Annotated in this window: 21 protein-coding genes; 12 read left to right on the forward strand and 9 right to left on the reverse strand. The window is 73.3% G+C overall.

Features of this window, described 5'->3' with window-relative positions; translation table 11 throughout:
- Positions 1–25: 25 nt before the first annotated feature.
- The gene (locus ACZ4W9_RS14450; protein WP_467935573.1) at positions 26–412 is read right to left on the reverse strand and encodes an STAS domain-containing protein; all 387 of its coding nucleotides are present in this window, start codon (positions 410–412) and stop codon (positions 26–28) included.
- 131 nt (positions 413–543) lie between these two features.
- Here ACZ4W9_RS14450 and ACZ4W9_RS14455 point away from each other — a divergent pair, with 131 nt between their 5' ends.
- The 6 genes from ACZ4W9_RS14455 (at position 544) to ACZ4W9_RS14480 (ending at position 5,009) form a co-directional block, all read left to right on the forward strand.
- Positions 544–891, forward strand: a complete 348-nt coding sequence (locus ACZ4W9_RS14455; protein WP_467935574.1) for a helix-turn-helix transcriptional regulator — start codon at positions 544–546, stop codon at positions 889–891.
- Between the two features lie 604 nt (positions 892–1,495).
- Positions 1,496–1,849, forward strand: a complete 354-nt coding sequence (locus ACZ4W9_RS14460) for a hypothetical protein (protein ID WP_467935575.1) — start codon at positions 1,496–1,498, stop codon at positions 1,847–1,849.
- A gap of 412 nt (positions 1,850–2,261) precedes the next feature.
- The gene (locus tag ACZ4W9_RS14465) at positions 2,262–2,465 is read left to right on the forward strand and encodes a cold-shock protein (RefSeq protein ID WP_020113641.1); all 204 of its coding nucleotides are present in this window, start codon (positions 2,262–2,264) and stop codon (positions 2,463–2,465) included.
- A gap of 179 nt (positions 2,466–2,644) precedes the next feature.
- Positions 2,645–4,174 carry a DEAD/DEAH box helicase gene (locus ACZ4W9_RS14470; RefSeq protein ID WP_467935577.1) on the forward strand — a complete coding sequence of 510 codons (1,530 nt, stop codon included), beginning with the start codon at positions 2,645–2,647 and terminating at the stop codon, positions 4,172–4,174.
- Between the two features lie 107 nt (positions 4,175–4,281).
- Positions 4,282–4,629 carry a CBS domain-containing protein gene (locus ACZ4W9_RS14475; RefSeq protein ID WP_467935578.1) on the forward strand — a complete coding sequence of 116 codons (348 nt, stop codon included), beginning with the start codon at positions 4,282–4,284 and terminating at the stop codon, positions 4,627–4,629.
- 59 nt (positions 4,630–4,688) lie between these two features.
- The gene (locus tag ACZ4W9_RS14480) at positions 4,689–5,009 is read left to right on the forward strand and encodes an SCO5918 family protein (RefSeq protein ID WP_467935580.1); all 321 of its coding nucleotides are present in this window, start codon (positions 4,689–4,691) and stop codon (positions 5,007–5,009) included.
- 148 nt (positions 5,010–5,157) lie between these two features.
- Here ACZ4W9_RS14480 and ACZ4W9_RS14485 read toward each other — a convergent pair whose 3' ends face one another.
- On the reverse strand, positions 5,158–5,532 hold the full coding sequence (locus ACZ4W9_RS14485; RefSeq protein ID WP_467935581.1) for a hypothetical protein: 375 nt from the start codon (positions 5,530–5,532) through the stop codon (positions 5,158–5,160).
- 562 nt (positions 5,533–6,094) lie between these two features.
- Here ACZ4W9_RS14485 and ACZ4W9_RS14490 point away from each other — a divergent pair.
- Positions 6,095–6,433, forward strand: a complete 339-nt coding sequence (locus ACZ4W9_RS14490) for a helix-turn-helix domain-containing protein (protein WP_467935582.1) — start codon at positions 6,095–6,097, stop codon at positions 6,431–6,433.
- 3 nt (positions 6,434–6,436) lie between these two features.
- On the opposite strand, the gene ACZ4W9_RS14495 is transcribed toward ACZ4W9_RS14490, so the two are convergent.
- From ACZ4W9_RS14495 to ACZ4W9_RS14520, 6 genes are all read right to left on the reverse strand, one after another.
- Positions 6,437–7,378 carry a carbohydrate kinase family protein gene (locus ACZ4W9_RS14495; RefSeq protein ID WP_467935584.1) on the reverse strand — a complete coding sequence of 314 codons (942 nt, stop codon included), beginning with the start codon at positions 7,376–7,378 and terminating at the stop codon, positions 6,437–6,439.
- A 1-nt stretch (position 7,379) separates the two neighbouring features.
- The gene (gene metK, locus ACZ4W9_RS14500) at positions 7,380–8,543 is read right to left on the reverse strand and encodes a methionine adenosyltransferase (RefSeq protein WP_467935585.1); all 1,164 of its coding nucleotides are present in this window, start codon (positions 8,541–8,543) and stop codon (positions 7,380–7,382) included.
- 105 nt (positions 8,544–8,648) lie between these two features.
- Positions 8,649–8,981, reverse strand: a complete 333-nt coding sequence (locus tag ACZ4W9_RS14505) for a putative quinol monooxygenase (protein WP_467935586.1) — start codon at positions 8,979–8,981, stop codon at positions 8,649–8,651.
- A gap of 43 nt (positions 8,982–9,024) precedes the next feature.
- Positions 9,025–10,227: a 3-deoxy-7-phosphoheptulonate synthase gene (locus ACZ4W9_RS14510; protein ID WP_467935715.1), complete on the reverse strand. Its 1,203-nt coding sequence runs from the start codon at positions 10,225–10,227 to the stop codon at positions 9,025–9,027.
- Positions 10,228–10,330: 103 nt separating this feature from the next.
- Positions 10,331–11,023 (reverse strand): O-methyltransferase, encoded by a 693-nt coding sequence (locus ACZ4W9_RS14515; RefSeq protein ID WP_467935587.1) that lies wholly within the window; start codon positions 11,021–11,023, stop codon positions 10,331–10,333.
- Positions 11,024–11,108: 85 nt separating this feature from the next.
- Positions 11,109–11,918 (reverse strand): hypothetical protein, encoded by an 810-nt coding sequence (locus ACZ4W9_RS14520; protein ID WP_467935589.1) that lies wholly within the window; start codon positions 11,916–11,918, stop codon positions 11,109–11,111.
- Between the two features lie 510 nt (positions 11,919–12,428).
- Between ACZ4W9_RS14520 and ACZ4W9_RS14525 the strand changes: the two genes are divergently transcribed.
- Positions 12,429–14,156, forward strand: a complete 1,728-nt coding sequence (locus tag ACZ4W9_RS14525; RefSeq protein WP_467935590.1) for a class I adenylate-forming enzyme family protein — start codon at positions 12,429–12,431, stop codon at positions 14,154–14,156.
- Between the two features lie 20 nt (positions 14,157–14,176).
- Here ACZ4W9_RS14525 and ACZ4W9_RS14530 read toward each other — a convergent pair whose 3' ends face one another.
- Entirely contained in the window at positions 14,177–15,052 is an 876-nt protein-coding gene (locus tag ACZ4W9_RS14530) for a LysR family transcriptional regulator (RefSeq protein WP_467935591.1), read from the reverse strand.
- A gap of 170 nt (positions 15,053–15,222) precedes the next feature.
- Between ACZ4W9_RS14530 and ACZ4W9_RS14535 the strand changes: the two genes are divergently transcribed.
- The 4 genes from ACZ4W9_RS14535 to ACZ4W9_RS14550 are packed head-to-tail and all read left to right on the forward strand — an operon-like array spanning position 15,223 to position 18,781.
- Positions 15,223–16,632, forward strand: a complete 1,410-nt coding sequence (locus ACZ4W9_RS14535; protein WP_467935593.1) for an MFS transporter — start codon at positions 15,223–15,225, stop codon at positions 16,630–16,632.
- A 51-nt stretch (positions 16,633–16,683) separates the two neighbouring features.
- The gene (locus ACZ4W9_RS14540; protein ID WP_467935594.1) at positions 16,684–17,292 is read left to right on the forward strand and encodes a VOC family protein; all 609 of its coding nucleotides are present in this window, start codon (positions 16,684–16,686) and stop codon (positions 17,290–17,292) included.
- Positions 17,289–17,543, forward strand: a complete 255-nt coding sequence (locus tag ACZ4W9_RS14545) for a hypothetical protein (RefSeq protein ID WP_467935595.1) — start codon at positions 17,289–17,291, stop codon at positions 17,541–17,543. The genes ACZ4W9_RS14540 and ACZ4W9_RS14545 overlap by 4 nt, the downstream gene beginning before the upstream one ends.
- On the forward strand, positions 17,540–18,781 hold the full coding sequence (locus ACZ4W9_RS14550) for an FAD-dependent monooxygenase (RefSeq protein ID WP_467935596.1): 1,242 nt from the start codon (positions 17,540–17,542) through the stop codon (positions 18,779–18,781). Before ACZ4W9_RS14545 ends, ACZ4W9_RS14550 begins: the two co-directional genes overlap by 4 nt.
- Positions 18,782–18,808 lie beyond the last annotated feature (27 nt).

Below are 18,808 nucleotides of genomic sequence, written 5' to 3' on the forward strand. Positions count from 1 at the left end.
CCTGGCGGGTTCCTCTATGAGGCTTTTATCCCTTTTGCGCGGCTTGTGGCAGCAGGAACAGTTCATCTGCGCCGAGGAGAGTGAGCAGTCCGGCGACCGGGGGGCTGACCGTGTCGAGGGTGACGGTCTTGCTCTGGCTCATCGCCCGTCTGCGCAGGTCCAGGAGGAGGTTGAGGCCGGCGCAGTCGCAGAAGTCGACGCCGCCGAGGTCGAGGTCCAGGCCGGTGGTCGAGTCGGCCAGCGCCTGGAAGAGGTCGGGCCACAGGGAGCGGGCGGAGTCGAGGTCGAGTTCGCCCAGGACCGTCACCCGGGTCCGGCTTCCGCGTGGAGCGTACGCGGCGGTCGCGGCGCCTCCGGGGCCCCTGGAGCCGGGCACCGCGATGGGCGTGCCGCCGTGGGCAGGGCCGTGCATGGTTCACTCCCGCGTCTGGTCGCCGACGTCCACGGTGACGCCTCCCAGCGAGTCTGGGACACGTCCAACGATACATGAACGGTAATACGTGTTTCGGGATGCGTGAAAGTCGGGTTGGGTAAACTCGGGGCATGGACGGAGTGCCCGAGTCACACACTGGTTGGACCTTCCTGACGAACCACGCCCGCGTACTCGCCGCCATCGCGGACAATCAGAACGCGCGCATCCGCGACATCGCGGCGCACTGCCGGCTCACCGAGCGTGCCGTGCAGAAGATCATCGCCGACCTCGAACGGGACGGTTACCTCTCGCACAGGCGGGAGGGGCGCGGGAACACCTACCGGATCGATCCCACGCAGATCCTTCGCCATCCCACCGAGGCGAACCAGGGCCTGACGGTGGCCGCGCTCCTCTCCCTGCTCGTCCAGGACGAGGCCGACCGCAGCGATCAGCCCGGCCGGCAGCACGTGACGGCCTGAGCCTCCGGCGCGGCAACCGGCGCGCTCTCGCGGTGACGCCTGGGGTCCGGGGTCCGGGGTCCACGTTCGCGCCGTGGCCGACGGCGGCGGCCCGTGCCCCTCGCGTCCACCGGGACCGGGCGGCGCCCCGCCGCCGCCCGGTGCGGAGTTCCGGCCGTGCTTTTCTCCGTCCGCGCGTCCATCTCGTCGGCATCTTCGATGGGGACCGGCTCTCGCGATCCCGCCCGCCGCACGCCGCCCCCTCGGCCCCGGGTCCGGGTTCGGCAAGGTGTCGCCTTCGGCCCCGACCACGGCACCGTGCGGGGCCCACACGGACGCCTCTCTCCCCCCGCGACGAGGAATCCGGCGCCTTGAGCGCGAGGCCGAACATGTCCGCCAGGAGACGACCGGCACCGGTCCGCTTCCCTTCCGGGACGACGAGGCCGGCCGGCCGGCCGTCGGCGGCGAGATCGCCACGGGGTGGCGTTTCGCGGGCGACAGCCCGGGGGCCCGCTCGCTCCAGGGGTGATCACCGACCCCCGTTCGGGGGACAACGCGTCTATCCCGGCGGCGTCGGGGCATCGCTGGCACTGACCGTACCGGTACCCGACAGAAGGAAACCCCTGTGTCTCTTCGTTCCGTCACGGCGGCCGTCGGCGCCGCCTGCAGTGCCTTCGTCCTGCTGCTGGCCGTTCCGGGCTCGGCCGCCGCGGCAACCGGCCAGTTCCGCTACACCTACACCACCGCGGAGGGGTACGACGCCGTCGGCTTCCTGAACAACCCCGCCGGCCGCGAGTGCGTCAACCTCCCCACGCCCGCCGCCGCGCCCGGAACGGTGTCCAGGGCGCCGAAGAACCTCACGAACGCCACCGCCACCGTCTTCCTCGACGCCGACTGCGAGGGCGACGTCTACTACAGTCTGCGGCCGGGCGCGGGAGCGTCCGAGCGATTGCTGCTGCGCTCCGTCGTGTTCTCCTGAACAGCCGGCCCGGGGGGACGGGGACTGACCCGGTGGGGTGATGTGGGCTTCGTCTCCCGTCCGGGGTTCCGTGGGTTTTCGGACGGTCTGTCCGGTGGGGACGCCAGCGGGTGCGAACGGTGCTTCGTACCAGGTCAGAGGGCTGCCGGTGGACCGACCGATGGTAATGCCGTGGTCCCGGGAGGCAATATCTGTGGTGGCGACATGAGATATCGACTCGGCACGCGCTACATATTCCTGCGGCCACAGACGGGGGCGGAATTGCGGACCGCGCAGGGCCCGCCTCGGCGTGCTAGTGTCGTCATCAGTTGCAGGTGTGGTTGCCAGAAGGTTTTTCCGACGGCTGATCATCACGGCGACATGGAATACGCACAGGGCGTGTTCCTGGCACCGTCTCCGAAGGAGAAACAAAATGGCTACTGGTACCGTGAAGTGGTTCAACGCGGAAAAGGGCTTCGGCTTCATCGAGCAGGACGGCGGCGGCCCCGACGTCTTCGCCCACTACTCGAACATCGCCGCCCAGGGCTTCCGTGAGCTGCAGGAAGGCCAGAAGGTGTCGTTCGACATCGCGCAGGGCCAGAAGGGCCCGACGGCCGAGAACATCGTCACCGCCTGATCCGCGGAAGCGACGCATTCTTCACAGCTGGGGCCCGCACCTTGGGGTGCGGGCCCCGGCTCGCTTTATTTCCAGGGCAATTCGGCCCTGTCATTTTCGGCCCGTTCTCGCGATTCTCTGCGCCGCTCTTTCTGCCGCGGAAACTCCTTGATACGCGCCCGCATCAAGGAAGGTTCCGCATGAACCGCACAGCCAAGAACTCGCGCACAAGTTCCACGCGTACGCGCACCACCCGCTCATACGACCGCTCCGGCGGAAGTGGCGGCGGCCGCTCCGGTGCCCCGCGCCGCTCGGGCGGCTCTGGAAACCGGCAGCCCGTGCGAGGCGAGTTCGCGCTGCCGAAGACGGTGACGCCCGCGTTGCCCGCCGTCGAGACGTTCGCCGATCTCGACATGCCGGCGCCGCTGCTGGCCACCCTGCGCCAGGAGGGCGTGACCGCACCGTTCCCGATCCAGGCGGCGACCCTGCCGAACTCCCTGGCCGGCCGTGACGTACTCGGCCGCGGCCGTACCGGGTCCGGCAAGACCCTCGCCTTCGGACTCGCGGCACTGGCCCGTACGGCGGGCCGGCGCGCCGAACCGCGCCGCCCGCTGGCCCTGGTCCTCGTCCCCACCCGCGAGCTGGCCCAGCAGGTCACCGACGCGCTGACGCCCTACGCCCGCTCCGTGCGCCTGCGGCTCGCCACCGTCGTCGGCGGGATGTCCATCGGCAGGCAGGCCGGCGCGCTGCGCACCGGCGCCGAGGTGGTCGTCGCGACCCCCGGCCGGCTCAAGGACCTCATCGAGCGGGGGGACTGCCACCTCGCCGACGTAAGCATCACGGTGCTCGACGAGGCCGACCAGATGACCGACATGGGCTTCATGCCCCAGGTCACCGCCCTGCTCGACCAGGTCCGCCCGGACGGTCAGCGGATGCTGTTCTCGGCCACCCTGGACCGCAACGTCGACCTGCTGGTGCGCCGCTACCTGACCGACCCGGTGGTGCACTCCGTCGACCCGTCGGCCGGTGCCGTCAGCACGATGGAGCACCACGTGCTCCACGTGCACGACGCCGACAAGTACCGCACGACCACCGAGATCGCGGCCCGGGACGGCCGGGTCATCATGTTCCTGGACACCAAGCACGCGGTGGACCGGCTGACCAAGCACCTGCTGAACAGCGGTGTCCGCGCCGCGGCCCTGCACGGTGGCCGCTCGCAGCCGCAGCGCACCCGGACCCTGGCGCAGTTCAAGGACGGTCACGTCACCGTCCTGGTGGCCACGAACGTCGCGGCGCGCGGCATCCACGTCGACAGCCTCGACCTGGTCGTCAACGTGGACCCGCCCAGCGACCACAAGGACTACCTGCACCGGGGCGGCCGTACGGCCCGCGCCGGGGAGTCCGGCAGTGTCGTCACCCTCGTGACCCCCGGCCAGCGCCGCGACATGACCCGGCTGATGGCCTCGGCCGGCATCACCCCGCACGTCACCCCGGTCCGCTCGGGCGAGGCGGAGCTGAGCCGCATCACCGGCGCCCAGGCGCCCTCCGGGGTCCCGGTGGTCATCACCGCGCCCGCCGTGGAACGCCCCCGCCGCGCGTCCGGCTCCGCACCGTCCCGGAACCGCCGGAGCCGTGCCGGGCAGGGCGGCCGGCCGGGACAGGGCCGTCCCGTCGGTGCGGGAATGCGGCGCGGGGCCCAGCGGCGGCCCGGCAACGAGTCGGCCGCGTAGCCCGGAGCGGCCCCCCGCCCCGCCCGGGGCCTTCGTGGTCTCCCACGTGGCCTCCCGGAAGGCGCGAGGGGCCCCCGCCGTCCCGTTCCCCATCGAAGGAGTCACCCTTGACGCCAGCACGGACACAGCACCGCATGCCGGACCCCGCTCCGGTGACCCTGGGCGAGGACGGCGAAGGGCACGGTCCCCGGGTCTGGGACGACATGACCGTCGAGGTGGCCCTGGCCGTCATGGCGGGTGCCCGGGTCGAGTACCTGACGGTGTGCGACGAGGACGACCGCAGCACGGGCCTGGTCACCCGGGTCCGGCTCGCCGGCCTGCGCGACAGCTCGGCGTACACGGACCGGATCCGGCTGCGGGACGTCCTCGACGGGTCGCCGTGCCCGTCCGGCGCCCGCCCCGGTGACGCCGGTGCGTACGGCCGGGCTCCCGGCGCGCTCGCCCTTACGGGCTGATCCGGCCGGCCGGGGCGGCCCGTTCCCCCTCTCCCCCGTCTTCTCCCCTGTGAGGCATCATGCGCTGTGTCATCGCCCGGTACCCGTTCGACCTGACCCGGACCGGGGTGCTGGACTCGATGAAGGGCGTCAAGCCCGAGCCGATCACGGGTGCGTCCGTGACCATCGGCCGCCGCCGCTACCCCGTCAAGCAGGTGGGCCGGGTCCTCACCCGGCAGGACCCGCGTGACTTCAGCGCCGGCGAGGTCACCCGGGCCATGACGCGCCTCGGCTTCACCTGCCACGACGGCCCCCGGGCCGCGGCCGAGGGCGCTCCCACCGCGCTCCAGGCCGCGTCGGCACTGCTCGGCGGCACCGGCACCGCCACCGCGGCCGTGTGAGGACGGGCGGGAGACCGCCCTCGGGAACGCATGTGATGGGGCCCTGTCGACAGCTGTCGACAGGGCCCCGCTGTCATGTCACCGTCCGCTCGGGAAGCGCCGGCCGGGCGCCGGGCCCGGGCGGCGGCTCAGGGGCGGAGCCGGCGGCTCACTGGTCGGAGTAGCTGATGTCGCCGACGGTCCATGCGCTGACGTCCTTGATCGCGACTCGGTACATTCCTCCCGTCTCCGGGATGCCGAGGCTGCCTTGCAGGATGCGGGCGAGATGGAAGTGCAGATGCGTGGGGGCCTCGCCGCGATCGGCCCGGGACCCGCGCGGGCCCCGGGTGAAGACGTTCGAGAACGGGCCGAGACGGTCCGAGTCCTTCAGGACCTCCGCCACCCGCTCCCGCCACACCGCCTCGGGAGCCAGCCGGCCGGTGATGACGGCTCCGCCGACGACCACGGTCAGCGACATCTGATTGCTCCGCTCGGACTCCACCGCGGCGGAGATGGCGACGAGCAGCTCATCAGGGTTCGACATGACACCAGAGCTTATTCGGCCCGCCCGCCCGCGCACCGCCCGCGGGGCCCGAAGTGACCGCGGGGACGGCGGGACGCGGCTCCCGCACCCACCGGCAGGACGGACCGGGCCGCGCTTCCTTCTCCACTGGAAGAGTGAAATCTCTTCTTGTCGCAGTAGATTTCTGTCGCCTGTGTGGGTACGCTTTCTCTCGTAGACGAGGTCAAGGAGCCCCGGCAGACACGAACTGGCGGGTGGCGGCCGCAGCGTCCCCGGACGCGCGCGGAAGGGCCGCCGACAGCAGTACCGGTTCATTCAGAGGTTGATCCAGAGAGGAATGGAGGAGCAGACGCCATCAGGATCGCCCGGCCCGAGAGGCACTCGGACCGGGTACCGCAAGACCCCGGAATGGATGGTGGTCCCCGGTCAAGCAGCTGCGATCCCCCGCTCCGCCCTGTCGGGCCGGGTAGCGGAAACAGAAGGTCGGCACAGCAGTAGGGCCGACAGATGGTGTTGAATTTCCTTCGGGGCCCTGGTGCCGTACGGCACCAGGGCCCCTCGACGCGTTGCACAGCGAGGTGACATGACATCGGACAACCCTCTGAATGATCGTCTGGACGACGACGACTACCCCGCGTACACCATGGGCAGGGCAGCAGAGATGCTCGGCACCACCCCGGCCTTCCTCCGGGCCATCGGTGAGGCCCGGCTGATCACTCCGCTCCGCTCGGAGGGAGGACATCGCCGGTACTCCCGCTACCAACTGCGGATCGCCGCTCGCGCCCGCGAGCTCGTCGACAGAGGGACCCCGATCGAGGCCGCGTGCCGCATCGTCATCCTCGAGGACCAGCTGGAGGAAGCACAGCGCATCAACGCCGAGTACCGCCGTGCCGCCAGCGGATCGGCGGGTGGCCCCGGCTGACCGTCACGCGGAGGGAGCGCCGTAGGCCGCCGCGAGCAGGGACGGCAGCGCGGCGGGGTCGGGTTCGTAGGTCTGGGTGCCCACCGTCGCCAGGGCGAGGGACGCCAGCACCGAACCCGTGCGGGCGGCATCGGGCGCGGACCGGCCGGCCGCCAGCGCGGCGAGGTAGCCCGCGCGGAACGCGTCGCCGACGCCCGTCGGGTCGGCGACCTCGGTCGCCGGGGCGGCGGCCACCTCCACCGGGGGCTCCCCCGCGCGGTCGATACGGCTGCCCTTCGCGCCGAGCGTGGTCACCCAGGTGCCGACCCGGTCCAGGACCTGTTCCCTGGTCCAGCCGGTCTTCCGCAGCAGCAGTCCCTGCTCGTACTCGTTGGTGAACAGGTGGTCGGCGCCCTCCACGAGCGCGCGGACGGCGGGGCCGTCCAGCCGGGCCAGCTGCTGGGACGGGTCGGCCATGAAGCGGATCCCCAGCGCCCGGCAGGCGCGGGTGTGGCGCAGCATGGCCGCCGGGTCGTCCGCGCCGATCAGCACGAGGTCCGCGTCGGCGGCGACCTGGGTCAGGTCGATGCGCGCCGCCTCCGTCATCGCGCCCGGGTAGAAGGACGCGATCTGGTTGCCGTCCGGGTCCGTGGTGCACAGGAAGCGGGCCGTGTGACGGGTGGCGGAGACGAGGACGGCACCGGTATCCACGCCCAGCGCCGACAGCCGGGCGCCGTACTCCGCGAAGTCGGCGCCGACCGCCCCCACCAGCAGCGGGCGGTACCCCAGCCGGGCCAGCCCGTAACCGATGTTGGCGGCGACCCCGCCCTGGCGGATCTCCAGGGTGTCCACCAGGAAGGACAGCGACACCCGGTCCAGGCGGTCGGCCAGCAGCTGGTCGGTGATGCGGGCCGGGAACGTCATCAGGTGGTCGGTGGCGATGGATCCGGTGACGGCGATGCGCATCTCACACCCCTGTCGCGGCGCGCAGCGCGTCCGCGCGGTCGGTGCGCTCCCAGGTGAACTCGGGCAGCTCGCGGCCGAAGTGGCCGTACGCGGCGGTCCGGCCGTAGATCGGGCGGAGCAGGTCCAGGTCGCGGATGATCCCCTTCGGGGAGAGGTCGAAGACGTCGCCTATGGCCTTCTCCAGGACGTCCTGCGGGACGCGCGCGGTGCCGAAGGTCTCCACGAAGAGCCCGACCGGTTCGGCCTTGCCGATGGCGTAGGCGACCTGGACCTCGCAGCGGGAGGCCAGGTGGGCCGCCACGACGTTCTTGGCGACCCAGCGCATCGCGTACGCGGCCGAGCGGTCCACCTTGGACGGGTCCTTGCCGGAGAAGGCGCCGCCACCGTGACGGGCCATGCCGCCGTACGTGTCGATGATGATCTTGCGGCCGGTCAGGCCGGCGTCGCCCATCGGGCCGCCGATCTCGAAGCGGCCGGTCGGGTTGACCAGCAGACGGTAGCCCTCGGTGTCCAGCTTGATGCCCTCCTCCGGCAGCGCCCTCAGCTCCGGCTCCACGACGAACTCGCGGATGTCGGGGGCGAGCAGCGACTCCAGGTCGATGTCGGAGGCGTGCTGGGAGGAGACCACCACCGTGTCCAGACGGACCGCCTTGTCGCCGTCGTACTCGATGGTGACCTGGGTCTTGCCGTCCGGGCGCAGATAGGGGACCCGGCCGTTCCTGCGGACCCGGGAGAGCCGGTGGGCCAGGCGGTGGGCGAGGCGGATCGGCAGGGGCATCAGTTCGGGGGTCTCGTCGGTGGCGTAGCCGAACATCAGGCCCTGGTCGCCGGCGCCGCCGGTGTCGACGCCCTGGGCGATGTCCGGGGACTGCGCGCCGATGGACACCGACACACCGCAGGAGGCGCCGTCGAAGCCCTTCTTGGAGGAGTCGTAGCCGATGTCCAGGATCGTTTCGCGGACGAGGCCGGCGATGTCCGCCCAGGCGGTGGTGGTGACCTCGCCGGCCACGTGCACCTGGCCGGTGGTGATCAGGGTCTCCACGGCGACCCGGGACGCGGGGTCCTGGGCGAGCAGCGCGTCGAGGACGGCGTCGCTGATCCGGTCGGCGATCTTGTCGGGGTGGCCCTCGGTCACGGACTCCGAGGTGAACAGGCGACGGGACATGGTTCGGGCGTCTCCTTACCCGGGGAAGGGGGCGGCGGGGAACCGGCCCCGCACCGCCGCGGGAGCGGGGGCGGTGCGGAGCCGGGCGGGCGGGCGGTGCGGAGGTCAGCTCTCCGGGTGGTGGACGGCGAACACGGTGTACGCGTGCGGGTCGGGCTGGGCCAGCGCGGCGGCCCGGTCCCGGTACACCTGTACGTCCGGGTCGCCCATGGTGGCCTTGATGTCGGCCTTGCTGCGCCACTGGGCGTAGTAGACCAGGCGCTTGCCGTCGAGGCTGGTCAGGATGTTCACGGAGATGCAGCCGGGCCGGTGCCGGATGAACTTCTCGGCGCCCTCGCCGAGCACCTCGGCCAGCTCCCGCTGCTTCTCCGGTTCCACGTGGAAGACGTTGATCATGGCGTAGGTGCCGTCGTTCTCACGGATCACGGTCTCGGACACGACAGGGGTTCCTCTCATCGTCGGGATGGCGGTGGCATGGGGGTCAGGCGGGCGGGGCCGCCCAGGCGCGGGCCACCTCCAGCGCCTGCTCGGGGTTGAGCCGGGGGTCGCACAGGGTGGCGGGCCCCGGCCCGGCCGGCGGGGCGCCGAGTTCGGCCGGATCCGTCCGGACGCACTCGGCGACGTCGTACGGGGTGGTCTCCAGGTGCAGGCCCGCGGGCGTGCCGCCGGCCTCGGTGACCACCTCCAGGAAGGCGCGGACCTCCTCCACCACCGTCCGCACCACCCGGACCTTCGCCCCGGACGGCGCCCTGACGGTGTTGCCGTGCATCGGGTCGCACAGCCACGCCACCCGGTGCCCGGCCTCGCGGACGGCGCCGACCAGCGGCGGCAGCGCGGTGCGCACCGCGGACGCGCCCATCCGGGAGATCAGGGTCAGCCGGCCCGGTTCGCGGTCCGGGTCCAGCCGGGCGCACAGGGCGAGCAGGTCCGCCGGGCGGGTCGCCGGGCCGACCTTGCAGGCGACCGGGTTGGTGACCTGCGCCAGCATCCGGGCGTGCGGGCCGTCCGGGTGCCGGGTGCGTTCGCCGATCCACGGCAGATGGGTGGAGGCCAGCAGGACGTGGCCGGCGGTGGTGCGCCGCAGCAGCGGCAGCTCGTAGTCGAGGACCAGCGCCTCGTGGCTGGTCCACACCGGGGCGCCGGTGGGCAGCGCCCAGTCGCTGGTGCGCTGGCGCAGATACGTCACGGCGCGGTGGGCGGCGTAGTAGCAGTCCAGCATGCGGCGCGGGTCCGCGCGGCGGGCCGCCTCGGTCGGTTCCGGCGCGTTGACCAAGTGGCCCCGGTAGACCGGAAGGTCGCGTCCGCCGACCCGTTCGGTGGGCGCGCTGCGCGGCTTGGCGAACTGTCCGGCGATCCGGCCGACGCGCACCACCGGCCGGCCGGTGCCCGCCAGCATCACCCCGGCCAGCGCGTCCAGCAGGCCCGCCTTGCGCAGGACCGCCGACGGGGTGCACTCGGCGGGGTCCTCCGCGCAGTCGCCGGCCTGGATCACCAGGTAGTGGCCGGCCGCCGCCTCGGCCAGCAGGGTCCGCAGCAGCCGCACCTCCTCCCCGGTCACCAGGCCGGGCAGCTGGGCGAGTTCGGCGCGGGCCGCCGCGGCCTGGACGGGGTCGTGCCAGGCGGGCTGCTGCGGGGCCGCGCCGAGGTCGCGGGGGAAGTCCTCGTCGAGATCGTCCAGGGGCACCTCGACGGCGAGCGGGTGCAGCGGATACCCGGGGCGCGTGAGCCCGGTCACGGTCGTCCTCCTGGGGTCGGCGCGATCGCGTGCGGCGCGGTGGCGGGAGCCATCAGAACGGCGACCCGTCGGCGGGCAGCCGGCGCGCCAGCGTCAGTCCGTCGGCGACCGGCAGCAGGACCAGTTCGACGCGCTCGTCCTTGCGGGCGTGCTCGTTGAAGGCGTGGACGGCGGCGGCCTTGACCCCCGGGAACTCGTCGATCACCTGGCCGCTGAAGAGGGTGTTGTCCACGAGGATCAGGCCGCCCGGCCGCATCCGGGGGACCAGCTCCTCCCAGTAGTCGATGTAGCCGGGCTTGTCGGCGTCGATGAAGGCGAGGTCCAGGTGCGGCTCGGCGGGCAGGGCGCGCAGGGTCGACACGGCCGGGCCGAGGCGCAGCTCGACGCGGTCGGCGACACCGGCCCGGGTCCAGAACTCGCGGGCCAGCGCGGTCCATTCGGCGGAGACGTCACAGGTGATCAGGGAGCCGCCGGGGGCCAGCCCGCGGGCCAGGCACAGCGAGGACGAGCCGGTGAACGTGCCGACCTCCACGACGGTGCGGGCGCCGAGCAGCCGCACCAGGAAGGTCAGCAGGGCGGCCTCCTCGGGGGCGACCACCATGTGCGCCTGGTCCGGGATCGCCTCCCGGGTCCGCTGCGCCAGCTCCGCCAGCAGCGGGTCGGGGACCATCCTGCCCTGGGTGAGCAGGTAGTCGTGGAGTTCGGGCGTGAGCGCGATGTTCCTGAGCGTTTCGTTCCGCAGCACGGGTACTCCCGGTGGTCTAGGGGATGGGTGCGCAGGGTGGGGCGACGGGACGGGGCGCGGGGGCCCGCGGCCCCGCGGGTCCGGCTCAGGCCTCCGGGTGGTCCGGGGCGGCCGGCCACGCCTCGTACGCGCGGCGGACCGCCTCGGCCGGGCGGGGCAGGCCGGCGACGGCGGCGCGCAGGTCGCCGGCGCAGTGCAGTTCGAAGCGGCGCCGGCGGGCGGGACGCCGGTGGTCGCGCACGAAGTACGTCACGGTCGATCCCAGCGGGCCGCCCTCGTGCGGGTTGTGGCCACCGCCCTCCCACAGCAGCCCCGCCTCGGTGTGCCAGGCGGTGACGAGCCGGCCCAGCAGGGGCGCGGAGGGACGGTCCACGACGAACGCGGTGTGGTTCTCGAAGCCGTACGCGGACTCCGCCGCCTCGACCCGCTCGTCGAACGCCCCGCTGTCGCGCGGGAAGAGGAAGACCTCGACGGCGGGATGCCGCCGCCCGTCCGGCAGCCGGAGCCGCAGGCGGGTGATGTGGACCTCGCAGCGCGCCGGGTCCAGCCCGTGCCGGGCCGCGAGCCGGGCCCGCACCACGGTGCTGGGCACGGTGGGAAGGGGCGCGAGCCCCCGCTCCTCCAGGTGGCGCAGGCCCGCGTCGAGGGTGACGGGGAACAACAGGACGGCGCAGTGGTCGAACGTGCACTCCCGCTCGGTCAGCGCGGCAGCCAGGCCGTCCGGCCGCAGCGGGGCGAGAAGTTCGGACGCCGGTGCGGTACTGGCGTGCCGGGCGTCGCGGATCACCTCGTCCAGGCGGCGCAGGTCGGCCGCGCGGAACGCGCCGTCGGCGGCCGGACCGGCGGTCTGCCGGAAGGACGGGTGGGTGGTGCCGGAGGATTGAACGAAGGCCATTGATACCTCCTGCCTCAGGGCCGCCGGAATTCTGTGCAGCTCTTCGGTTTCCGGGCAAGAGCGATCCGCCGGCGCGGAGTGCAAGAAAGGCGGAGAGTGCGGGTTACCGGCCCGTAGCACCGTCGTGAGCTGCGCAAACGCGATGATTCGGTCTTGTAGATGACCTATATCGGGGGTGGCGATCGATCCGGGCCGGACTTTTTCCGGATCCCCGGGGAAGCGGAACGCACGCATTCCTTATTGATGTTTCTTACCGTCGGGGAATCCGGGGTTCGTCGCTCCCGATGGGACTCATCGGGGGTGCCGAACGACATCGCGGGGGTGACGACGGAACACCCTGGGCAGCCGTCGAGGTCTTCGCTCTTCATTGAGCTTTCTTATCGAGCCCGGTCGCGCGGACGAGATGGGAATTCCTTATCGGGCGATGCTGGACGAGGCGATCGGGCGCCCCGCAGAATCCCCTCTCGCAAGGCAGCGCCTGATTCGTTCTGCCGCGACGGAGGTTTCCTCGTGAACGCTCCACCCCCCGATTTCCCCGCCTCGCCCGGCACGTTCACCGACGCCCTGGTCCGCGCGGCCGGCCGCCGCTCGGCCCCGGCCGTCTGGGACGGCGACCGCCGGTGGACCTGGCGGGACCTGCTGCACCGGGCCGAACGCACCGCGGCGGCCCTGCACCGGCACGGGCTCGCGGCCGGTGACGTGCTGGCGGCCCGACTGCCCAACTCCTGGGAGCTGGTGGTGCTGCACGCGGCCACCGCCCGGCTCGGTGTCCTGCTGCTGCCCCTGCACGCCGCCTACGGACCGCGCGAGACGCGGGCGCTGATCGAGCAGTCCGGCGCGGTCGCGCTGGTGGCCGCCGCCGGCCGGCGCGGACACGACCGCCTCGGCGAGATCCGCGCCCTGCGCGCGGACTGCCCCGGGCTGCGGCACGTCTGGGTGTCCACCACCGCCGGAGCCACCGGACCCGCCGGCACCGGCCCGGTGGTCCCCGCGGATCCTGCCGCCACCGGCCCCGCAGTCCCCGCCGGCCCCGCCGCCGGCGGGCTGCCGGACCTCGCCGCTCTGTTCGACGCGGCACCGGACCCGGCCGCCGTCCGGCTGCCTCCCCCGCCCGCCGACCCGGCGGCCCCCCTGGTGCTGCTGGCGTCCTCCGGGACGACCTCCCAGCGGCCGAAGCTGTGCGTCCACAGCCACGCCGGGCTCCTCGGCAACGCCGCGGCCGTGGCGGCGGACGGCGGCTTCGACGGCCGGGACACCCTCGTCTCCGCGAGCCCGCTCAGCCACGCCTTCGGCCTGCTCTCCGTGCATCTCGCCCTGGTCACCGGCGGGGCGGTGGGCCTGTCCGGCGCCTGGGAGCCCCGCGCCTTCGCCGCCGCCCTGCGGGGCTGCGGCGCCACCGCCGCCTTCGCCGTCCCCGCCCAGTTGCGCGACCTGCTCGCCCTGCCGGCGGACGGCTCGCCGGGCGCCCCGCCCACGCTGCGCGAGGTGCGCACCGGCGGCGCCCCCGTGCCCCGCGAACTGGCCGACGGCGTACGGCGCGTGCTGGGCGCCCGGCTCGTCGTGCAGTGGGGGATGACGGAGATCGGCGCCGGTACGTACACCCGCCCCGACGACCCGCCCGAGGCGACCGGCACCATCGGCCGGCCCGCCCGCGGCGCGGCCGTACGCGTCCGCCGCGACGGCCGTCCGGCCGCGCCCGGCGAGACCGGCGAACTCGAGTACCGCAGCCCCTGGATGTTCGCCGGCTACCACCGCGCCCCCGAGGCGACCCGGGCCGCGTTCACCCCGGACGGCTGGCTGCGCACCGGCGACCTGGCCGCGCTGCGGCCGGACGGCTCGGTCGTCTACCGGGGCCGTGCCGACGAGCTGATCAACCGGGGCGGGCTGAAGTTCAGCGCGCTGGAGGTGGAGGCACTCCTCGACGACCTGCCGCAACTGGCCCAGCACGCCGTCGTCGCCCGCCCCGACCCCCGCCTCGGCCAGCGTTCCTGCCTGCTCGTGGCGCTGCGCGAGGGCACGCGCCTCACCCTGGAGGACGTCACCGGGCACCTGGCCGGCAAGGGCCTGGCCACCTACAAACTCCCCGAACAGCTCGTCGTCGTCGACCGGCTGCCCACCACCGTGACCGGCAAGATCGCCCGCGCCCGGCTGCGGACCATCGCACTGCCCCCGCTGCCCCGGCAACCGCCCCGGCGCACCCCGGTGGCGCCCGCGAGCCGTGCGGAGGCGGGAGCGTGACCGGCGGCGCGCGGCCCGCGTCAGCCGGCCAGCTGCCCGCGCAGCACCGTCTGGAGACCGACCAGGTTGGGGTTGGCCGAGTTGCGGTCCAGCCACGTCATCGTGACCGCCGTGCGCAACCGGGCGTCCTCCACCTCGATCACCGCGACCTCGCGCCGGTCCGCCTGGGCCCGCACCGCGACGTGCGGCAGCAGCGCGCACCCCATCCCCGCGGCGACGCACGCGCCGAGGGTACCGATGCTCGACACCTCCGCGACCGGCTCCTTGGCGGTCGCGCCGGAGAACGCGCCGTCGTACATCTCCCGGAAGCCGCAACCGCGTTCGGTGGCCAGAAACGGTTCCTTGACAAGTTCGGCGAGCGGTGCCCGGCCGCGCTCGGCCAGCGGATGGTCCGGCGGGGCGATCACCACGAGCGGCTCCTCGGCCAGCGTCTCGGCCAGCAGCCCCGCGTCCGGCGGCGGAGCGCCGAAGGTCAGGCACACGTCCACGTCACCGCGGCGCACCGCGTTGTACAGCTCCCCCCGGTTGCCCTGCGTCACCCGGACCCGCGCCTCCGGGTACAGCGCGCGGTACCGCGAGAGCACCCCCGGCAGCAGATGCAGGCCCACCGTCTCCAGCGCGCCCACCGCCACCTCCGTGCCGGGCCGGCACACCGCCCAGCGCGCCTCCTCCAGCAGCTTCAGGATCCGCCCGGTGTACTCCGAGAGCGTCTCGCCCTGCGGGGTCAGCCGCACCCGCCGCTGGGAACGGTCGAGCAGGTCCACCCCCAGCTCGCGTTCCAGTGCCTGGATCTGATCACTGACGCTGGACTGCGCGTAATGCAGTTCTCTGGCCGCCTGGGTGACGCTGAGCGTCCGGGCGACCGTCTCGAACGTCCGAAGATGCCGTAGCTCCACGTCGTGGTTCCCCCTAGGTCGACCCATCGGCTCAGCCGATGTTACCCATAGGGCATTCCCGTCGTCACCAGCGGCAATTCGCCTTTCCGGTCCGCTTGAATGGTTTGTGCCGCCCCCGCAACTTCCTCTTCTATGGCGGTAATTCACGCAATCGAACGAAGGAGAATTACATGTCGACGCAGGCGGAACCGCAGCGGGCTTCCGTCGCACCGGCACGAACCGACAAGCCCTCGCGGACCCTGCTGGTCGGGCTCTCGCTCGGCTACTTCATGGTCCTGCTGGACATGACGATCGTCTCGGTGGCACTGCCCGCCATCTCCACCAGCCTCCACGTCGGGCTGAGCGGTCTGCAGTGGGTCACCAACGGCTACACCATCACCTTCGCCGCCCTGCTGCTGACGGCAGGCTGGCTGTCCGACCGCCTCGGCGGCCGGCGGGTGTTCCTGTGGGGTCTGGCCGCCTTCGGTGTCCTCTCCGGTGTGTCCGCCGCCGCGAACACCCTCGGCGCGCTGGTCGCCCTGCGCCTCGCGCTCGGTGTGGCGGGGGCGCTGCTGCTGCCCGCCTCCCTGGCGGTGATCACCAACGCCTACAGCAACCCCGCCGACCGCGCCCGCGCCGTCGGCAACTGGGCCGCCATCACGGGACTCGCCCTGGCCGCCGGTCCCCTGGTGGGCGGCGCGCTCACCGACACCGTCGGCTGGCGCGCGATCTTCCTCATCAACGTGCCGCTGGCGCTGGTCAGCTTCGTGATCACACTGCGGCTGGCCCCGGAGACCGCCCTCAAGCAGCGCAGCGGCCTCGACGTCACCGGCCAGGCCGGCGCGGTCGTCGCCCTGGGCGCCCTGTCGTACGCGCTGATCGAGGGCCCGGCCAAGGGCTGGGGGGCCGGATGGGTCGTCGGCTCCCTGGTGCTGGCCGCCGCGGCCGCCGCGGTGTTCCTCGCCGCGGAGTCGCGGGCCGGGGACGCGGCGATGCTGCCGCTGCGCATGTTCCGCAGCCGTGGCTTCTCCGCCGCGCTCGCCTCCGGCCTGCTCGCCAACTTCGGCCTGTCCGGGCTGCTGTTCGTGCTGTCGCTGTTCTTCCAGGAGAGCCGCGGCTACTCCTCCTTCAGCGCCGGCCTGGCGTTCCTGCCGCTGACCCTGCCCACCGCCTTCAACCCGATCTACACCGGGCGCCTCGTCGGCCGCGTCGGCCCGCGCCGCCCCGCCACCCTCGGGTTCGTCCTGATGGGCGTCGGCGCGCTGCTCCAGGCGCCGTTCACCGGGGACTCCGCCCTGGCGCTGACCGCCACCGTGATCGGTCTGCTCGCCTTCGGCTTCGGCGTCTCCTTCGCCCTGCCCGCGCTGGTCGCCGGCATGGCGAGCTCCGTACCGCCCGAGCTGGCCGGCATCGGGGCCGGCGCGCTCAACTCCGCCCGCCAGGTCGGCGCCTCCCTCGGCGTCGCCGTCCTCGGCGTGGTGCTCAACCTGTCCTCGACCAACGCCGGCGGCACCAAGTGGGCGCTCGTCGTCGGCGGGCTGACCCTGCTGCTCGGGGCGGCCATCACCGGGACGGGCCTGCGGGGGCGTCCCGCGAGCTGAACCGGCCCCGGCCCCACGTGCAGCGCCCCTGCCCCAACCACTGGAGGAGCATTGGCAACCGCGTCACCGCCCGTCCGTCCCCCGGCCGGTCCGCCGGTCCTGCGCGTGGACGGGGTCGACCACCTCGCCTTCGTCACCTGGAAACCCCGCGCCACCGTCGAGTTCTACACCCAGGCCCTCGGCCTGCCGCTGGTGCACGCCATCACCGCCACCGGCTGGGTCACCGAGGACTACCCGGACTTCGTGCACTTCTTCTTCGACATGGGCGCGGGCAACCGCATCGCCTTCTTCTACTACTTCGGACTGCCCGAGGAGGACGCCCCCAGCGACCTGATGCACCGCTCGCGGCACCTGGCCTTCCACGTCGACACCGAGGAGGAACTCCTCGCCTGGCGCGAGCGCCTGAAGGGCCACGGCGTCCGGGTCACCCGGCCGCTCGCCCACGAACTGATCGAGTCCGTCTACTTCGACGACCCCAACGGCATCCAGCTGGAGATCACCCGTCCGCTGCGGCCCATGACGGGGACCGACGCCCGGGACGCCGAGCTGACGGTCCGGGCGCTCGCCGACGTCGCCGAGTCCCCGCGGCCGTCGGTGGAGGCGCTGTGGCGGCGCAAGGCGGAGCTGATCCGCAAGGAGACGGAAGGAGCCCGCCGGTGAGCCTCGCCCTGTACGTGCTCGACGTGCCCGAGTTCCGGCCCGTGGCGCACGCCGCCGAGGCCGCCGGGCTGACCGCCCGGCGGACCGGCGACTACCTCGAACTGAGCACCGACGCCGACGAGGCCGTGCTGCGCCGCGACGAGTCCGCGATCCGCACCGCGGTGTGGCACGCGGCCCTGACCGGCGGCCTCGACGGCCGCATCGTCCGCTTCACCCCCACCACCCTCCACCTCGCCAAGGAGACGGCGTGAGCACGAGCACCGGTCCCACCCCCTGCCACCCGGTCCTCGTCGTGGGCGCCGGTCCGGCCGGCCTCGGCGCGGCCCTGGCCCTGCGCGCCGCCGGGCTGCCCGCGGTGGTCCTGGAACGCCGCACGGAGAGCACCGTACGGCCCGGCAGCCGCGCCGCCTATCTGCACGGCGCCTCGCTGCGCGAACTGGAGCGGCTGAGCCCCGGCCTCGGGCACGAGATCGCGGGCCGCGGCGTGATGTGGGCGACGAAACGCTCGTTCTGGGCCGGCAAGGAGGTCTACACCCGCACCTACCCGCCGAGCACCCGCGAGGGTCTGCCGCACTTCACCAGCCTGCCGCAGGTGATCACCGAGGACCTGATGGCGGCGGCCTGCCGCAAGCGGGGCGTGGAGTTCCACTGGGGGGTGGAGATCGTCTCGGCGCTGAGCACCCCCGAGGGCGTCCTGCTCCAGGACTCCGCCGGCCGCGAGTGGCAGGCCGGCTACGTGGTCGCGGCCGACGGCTCCCGCTCCGCGCTGCGCTCGGCGATCGGCGCTCCCCTGGAGGGCCCGCGGTCCCGGAACACGTTCGTGGTCGTCGACCTCGACGACGACCCGGAGCACAACCCGCTGCCGATGGAGCGCGTCTTCCACTACCGCCATCCGGGCGTCGGCGGCCGCAACGTGCTGACCGTGCCGTTCACCGGCGGCTGGCGGGTCGACCTCAACCTGCTGGTGCACGACGACCCCGAGCGGTTCGTCTCCCCCGAGGGCCTGCGCCGCTGGATCCCGCGGATCCTTCCCGAGGCGTACGGCGACCGGGTCCGCTGGGTGTCGACGTACCGCTTCGCCCAGCAGGTCGCGGAGCGTCTCACGGACACCCACCGACGGATCCTGCTGACCGGCGAGGCGGCCCATCTGTTCGCGCCGTTCGGCGCGCGGGGCATGAACTCCAGCATCCCGGACGCCGTCCGGGCGGTGGAGGCGATCGCCCGGGCCCTGGACGCAGACGGCGACCGGGCCGCCGCCGGCGCGGCGATCGCGCGGTTCGCCCGGGAACGCAAGGAGGCGGCCGCCTACAACCGCGCCTGCGCCGCCGCCGCGCTGGAACACATGCTGGCCCAGAGCCCCTCCCTCTGGCTGCGCCAGCGCGCCGCCGCCGCGGTGGCCGAGGCCGGCCGCAGGGCGGGCGAGTGGCTGGACTCCGCGCCGTACGGCCCGAAGCTGTCGGCGCGGGGAGCGGGCCGCGGCTCCTACTGAGCGGCCCCCGGCGCCTCCGGCGGCGGC

The sequence above is a fragment of the Streptomyces sp. NPDC029296 genome (assembly GCF_055569255.1).